The organism is Neobacillus drentensis (genome assembly GCF_036965645.1).
Classification (GTDB): Bacteria; Bacillota; Bacilli; order Bacillales; family Cytobacillaceae; genus Neobacillus; species Neobacillus drentensis_D.
Genome location: NZ_JBALPZ010000081.1, coordinates 34,256 through 34,863, shown reverse-complemented (window position 1 = coordinate 34,863; position 608 = coordinate 34,256).

The following is a 608-nucleotide window of genomic DNA, read 5'->3' as shown; positions in this document are numbered from 1 at the left end:
GGGATATATTTATAGATAAAGAAAGCGGGGAAAATTTTAAATGCCCACAATACAAAGCATTAAAACAGTGCTTACAGTGGTGCAGAAAAAGCATCGACAGTGACCTCCTGTCGGTGCTTTTTTCTTGTCCAAAAAAATAAGAAGCCACCGATTCAGGAGAAAACGGTTTTATGCTCAGGTGACTAGTCTAAGCTGGATTCAACTAATATTATACTATATTCCATGATTGAGGCATTACTGGTGACGGAATTTATTTTAAATAATTGTATATGCACTAATGTAGTGGACTGAGATACGATTGACGTTGAAATAGATGTAGGCTTAGGGGCTAGCCCCTGTACTTCCACTAACAGATTCTTTCACTTTTATATGGCCGTCTCTAGGTTCAATTTAATATTGTTGTGGATTTTACTAGTAATTTTGTTATTGATTTAAAAGGAAATATGCCCTTCGGAAACACTAAGTCATCATATGAATTTGCCGATATATAGTTACATTCGTTATATTATTTCATTAAACATCAGACAAAAATAGTTATCAATCAAAAATACATAATATTTTAAAAATTAATATTGACGAATAAACCCGTTATAATATACAATTTCTTT